The 4,864-nt window shown below is 61.0% G+C and carries 4 protein-coding genes; 3 read left to right on the top strand and 1 reads right to left on the bottom strand.

Annotation, left to right across the window (positions count from 1 at the left end; translation table 11 throughout):
• Window positions 1-320 precede the first annotated feature (320 nt).
• The 3 genes from EDE12_RS21510 (at window position 321) to EDE12_RS21500 (ending at window position 3,537) form a co-directional block, all read left to right on the top strand.
• Window positions 321-1,277 carry a nitronate monooxygenase gene (locus EDE12_RS21510; RefSeq protein WP_026599167.1) on the top strand — a complete coding sequence of 319 codons (957 nt, stop codon included), beginning with the start codon at window positions 321-323 and terminating at the stop codon, window positions 1,275-1,277.
• Window positions 1,278-1,427: 150 nt separating this feature from the next.
• Complete coding sequence (locus EDE12_RS21505; RefSeq protein WP_026599166.1) at window positions 1,428-1,745, top strand: NIPSNAP family protein; 318 nt, start codon at window positions 1,428-1,430, stop codon at window positions 1,743-1,745.
• 733 nt (window positions 1,746-2,478) lie between these two features.
• Window positions 2,479-3,537, top strand: a complete 1,059-nt coding sequence (locus EDE12_RS21500) for a hypothetical protein (RefSeq protein ID WP_051592523.1) — start codon at window positions 2,479-2,481, stop codon at window positions 3,535-3,537.
• Window positions 3,538-3,814: 277 nt separating this feature from the next.
• On the opposite strand, the gene EDE12_RS21495 is transcribed toward EDE12_RS21500, so the two are convergent.
• Window positions 3,815-4,762, bottom strand: a complete 948-nt coding sequence (locus tag EDE12_RS21495) for a hypothetical protein (protein WP_134188306.1) — start codon at window positions 4,760-4,762, stop codon at window positions 3,815-3,817.
• Window positions 4,763-4,864: the final 102 nt, after the last annotated feature.

Genomic DNA, 4,864 nt, shown 5'->3' with positions numbered 1-4,864 from the left:
ATGTTTCGGCGAAGCCTCGGCTGAGAAACAACCGGTGAGCCGCCTCGACGATGCGCTCGACCGTTCGCGGCCCTCTCGTCCTTACTTTCGGCCTGTCGGGCTCCGCCATTGCGATCCTCATTCGATATCCGTAACTGAACGACATCGTTCAATAGTTGACGGTCGGCTTCGCTATTGATAGCCTTTTGCGGTGCAAATACAAAACCTACCCGTTCATTTGAACGGGGCGCGATGTTTCGAAAGAGATGGTCGCGGCGCTGCGACCGCCCGTCCAATCCCACAAAGGACGCCGTCGCCGTCAGGGTAGGCGAGAGGGGATCATGACCAACATTGTCTGCGACAAGCTCGGCATTCGCTACCCGATCCTGCAAGGGCCGATGGCCTGGGCGTCGGACAGCAAGCTCGCCGCGAGCGTTTCCAACGCCGGCGGGCTGGGAATCATGGGGCTCGGCTTTTGCCCGCCGGCCATCTTCGAGGCCGAGATCCGCGCGGCCCGAGCCCTGACGGAGGCGCCTTTCGGCCTCAACATCATCACCTGCCTGCCCGACGCAGACAAGCTGCTGGAAATCACCCTGCGCCAAGGGATCAGGGTTGTCGAGATCGAGACGTTCCCCGCCTATTTCGACACGCTTCCGCGTTACGTCGAAGCGCTCAGGAGCCACGGCGCCGCGACGATCGGCAAGGCGTCCTCGGTGTCGGAGGCCAAAGTGTTCGAAGCGGCGGGGGTCGATTTCATCTCGGTCAAGGGGTACGACGGCGGCGGTCACATCTTCGGCCTCACCGGCACATTCTCGCTGATACCCCAGGTCGTGGACGCCGTTTCCATCCCCGTGATCAATTCGAGCGGCGTCGCCGATGGACGCGGCGTCGCTGCTTCGCTCATGCTCGGCGCAGCCGGCGTCGAGGTCGGAAGCCGCTTCCTGGTCGCCGAGGAATGCCCGATCCACGCCAACTACAAGAACGCCATCGTCGCCGCCGGGGAGGGCGACACCGTTCTGACCGGCGTCAGCGCCGGCGACGGGGTGCGTGGCGTCAAAAACCGGCTGACGGATGAATTGCTGCGCCTCGAACGGGAACTGCCGCCCGAAGAGGCCGCGGAGCGCATCCGCGAGATCGGTCGTGGCGTCTTGCGCGCGGCGGCCATCGACGGCGACGTCGAGAACGGCAGCCTCGTCGTCGGCCAGAACCTCGGGCTGCTCGACGCCATTTTGCCTGCGAGCGTCATCATGCAGGAATTGATCGCCGGCTATTCGAGGGTCGCGCCTCGAGCAACGTGAACTGGGCAAGTTCGAACTGCTCCGCAAACGAGCGTCCGGGGAGACGAGTCGGCGTTACCGCCGCCCGTCGAGCGACGAGGCGTTGCCTCCATGGCCCGGACCGATGTCGTAGCGAGCGTCCGATCACGCGTCATCGAGCGGAGAAAATCCATGACGACCTATGAAATGCGCATCTACACGCTGAAATCCGTCGAGGCCGCCACGGCCTATCGCAAGATCTGGATCAAGCATATCGAAAGCCTGAAAGCATTCGGGATCGTCACACATGGCGTGTTTACCGTTGCGAGCGATCCGGCGAAAGTCGCCGCACTCGTCGGCTATCCCGAAGGTGTCGATCCCGAGGCGGCCTCTGATCGCTATATGGCCAGCGATCTGTTCAAGGCGGACATGGCGGGTTTCGACATCGCCTGGCTCTCCTGCGTGGAGACGATATTGCTCACCCCCGAGACATTCTCTCCTCTCCGGTGACGAAACTCTCGAAATCGCTCCCGAAGCCTTCCAGCTTCTGAAAGACCGCTTTGAGCCGGTCGCGCCGGACGAGGGTCGCGTGGAGACGTGGGCCATTAGAAATGCGCGACGAACCAGTCGCGCGCCGCCGGACAGGATTGGGCGAAGCTCTCGCAGTAAGGAGCGAATTGACCGCAGGGTAGCGTCGCAAATTTCTTTGGTTCGCCGGCCCGTTCGAGTACTTGGCGCGAGGCCTCGAATGGCATCAGCGTAAGCAAAAGCATTTTCTCTTGAGCGACACGATCCCGCAGCCGCTGCTGGACGCCCGGCCCGGGAATGTCGCCTTTCGGCGTAACCCGCCGTTGGGCCTATCGGCGCGACGGGGCCGCAACGGGTCAGAATTCCTCGCTCCGCCCCCGAAAGGCTTGGTGGCGTCAGGAGCTGCCGCTGAGGCGCAGCCATCGACCGATCATTCACACCTAGCTGCGTGCCCTGTAGGCCCAAGGTTCGCCATGCAACGCCTGGCGCGAAAGCTCCTATAGATGCCATTTGAAATCCTACGAGAATCGTGGTGCTTTCGCCGCTTGCTCGCGAGAGCGATGCATTATCAGTCCAACTCCGCCGCTGCGCATACGCGACTGCTCGCAGCGACCTCTTTCAGAGATTGAACGAAATGGATTCGTCATTCACTACCGTCGCACCCCTCAGACACGGCCAAATCTCCTGCGTCGCGTGCTTCCCACCAGGGCACGAGTTGGGCGTCGCCTATGAGGCTGACGGATGGCGGGTCGACAACAACCCCGGATACTGGGGCGCAGCGAGCCCCGAGGTGCTCGTTCTCGGATTCAGCAAGGGCGCCAACCAACGTGGCGGCATGCCATTCGATCAAATCGCGTTCAACAACGCGCGCGGGAACCTCAAGGAGATCCTCACCGCGCTTGGGTTCATTGTCGCGGGTGCCGACATAGACGCGTGCTTCACATCGGCGGAGACGCGGATTGGATTTGCGTCGGTTGTCCGGTGCGGGCTCGGCATGCAGGTCGAGGCAGGCAAGTACACGACCTCGGGCAAGGTGGTCCGCAGCGCCATCGCCCCCAGTAGCCCTGTTCGTCGTTTCTTCGACGGCTGCACAGAGCAATTCCTCAAGCACCTGCCCGAGAGCGTCCGCGTTGTAGTCTTCCTCGGACTCGACCGCCCGTATGTTGGGGCGCTTTTTGAGCGGATGAAGCAACTGCACAAGTCGATCAACCGAGTGAGCGAGCTGGCGTACCGGACAGAGGACGTGACGTTCGTTCACGTCATTCACCCGTCGCCTTTGGCGACAAGTCACCGGCAAGAGTGGTTGCTCGACGACACGTCGTCGCTCGCGGAGAGCCGGCGAGAGGTTTGCAGGGCTCTAGCGAATAGCAAACCAGAAGAAAAAGCGAGCAATCAAAGCTTTCCTACGTCCACGCCCAGCGAGGTTGAAATGAATCTTGCATTACCAGCGGGAATCTGTCGTAGCGTGCCTGTGACCGAAGGGGGGCTTGAAAACGACTATATTAGACTGACTGACGTAATGGACTTCTTCCCGGCGGACGCTGTTGGCGGTGCCAGTGCCAAGCATCGCGCTCGCATGTTGTTACGGATCACTTTTGCTCCCGGCGAGACAATCACGACTGACATCGATGGGAGCAAAAAGATTTTACGTGAACGCGGAGCGGTCCGCAGATTTCTCGGGCTCTCTGGAGCGACTGCGCGCGATACCGTGGAAATTATCAAGACCGACGCCGCAGCCTACACGTTGAGGATCGCTAAGAGAATGCAGCGCTAAAACCCGCGCGAGCGCTTGCCTATCGTAAGGATGCAGCTCCACAGATTGAAACTCGCTGTGGAACTGTAGTTCCTCGATCTGCGAAGTTTACCGCTCACCTCTCGAATGTCTCAGAAGGGTCAAACTTTCACGTTCGCAGGGTGGCGCCGTCGCGGACCTTGTACCTTTTCAGAACAGCCGACTCGTCGAGGGTTCAATTTTCGGGAGCTCGAAATCGGGCGTCGCTGCCAGCCAGCATCTGCGATCGATTTGGCCACGGGTAGCCAGACCGCGCAGGTCATAGGAGACCAGACCGCCGCCCGATCCTGTTCTTGACCTCGTCCGCCTCGACTCCCAATTCGTCCGTCACGAGCTGCCATGCCGCGAGCAGCCGCGCGAGGCCCAATTCTACAGCGGGGCGCAGCGATCGTTCAATGTCTCGGACGTCGGCGTCGTTCACCGCGTCCGTCAAGGACACGCGATACCGTTCTCCTCGATCCACCGGGACGAGAGTGATCCGTCCGTCGAGCCAGGCGAGCATGCCGAGCTGGAAAGACTCGACGAGCCTTTTGCCGGCTTTCGTCAATTTTTTTGCGGCGGCCGTCTCTAGCGCTAATCGCCGCTGCTCGAGCGCTGCCTCGGTCGCTGCGCATCGCCGCTCGCGTTCGGCCACTGCCTGCTCGGCGGCAATGCGTGCATTGTCCGCGATCATCAGCTCCGATCGCAGCCGATCCAGTTCGTCGCTCTCCGAGCGGATGAACTCGCGGGCCTTTTCGGTCTCTGCCTTGGCGGCGTAGGCTTCCGGCGACAAACGGTCGGGGCCACGCGCCTCCTTTTCGCGGCCGCGCTCGATAGTCGGGTCGAGGTTCGCTCGGACGAATTCCGTCCAACTATCCTGTAGAGCAGCGAATGTATTTCTTGTCTTGTATTGCGCCTGTAATTTCGTCAGGGCAGGACTGACAGACAAGAATTTCTTTCCGGTCTTGCTCGTCGTCATCGGCGCCACCAATACGTCGACCACCCCGGCGCCTTTTTCATCGAGATCCATTCTGGCGCTCAATAGCGACGTCTCTCCGAAAGTCTTCTGCGCCCATGCGATAGCGGCGTCGAATAGCAGGCGATTGCGCGGATTCTGCGGATCGTGCTGGTCGCCGGTTTCCATCAGCCATCCAACACTTACGACGCAAATCAGATGCCCGACCGGCGCCGTGTTCCCGCGTTGGATGGCGCCTGTGGCGGCCTGCATGCATCTCAGTGTCGGTCCGAAGACAAGTTGAATCGGATGAATCGCTTGTGATTCAATGAGGCGGTCTGATTCTCGCGGAGACCGCCGATGTGGACGAATGAA

Origin of the sequence: Methylosinus sp. sav-2 (assembly GCF_004366495.1) — a bacterium.
Lineage (GTDB): Bacteria > Pseudomonadota > Alphaproteobacteria > Rhizobiales > Beijerinckiaceae > Methylosinus.
Note: the sequence above shows the minus strand (reverse complement) of the source record. Positions and strands in the feature narration are given on the sequence as shown.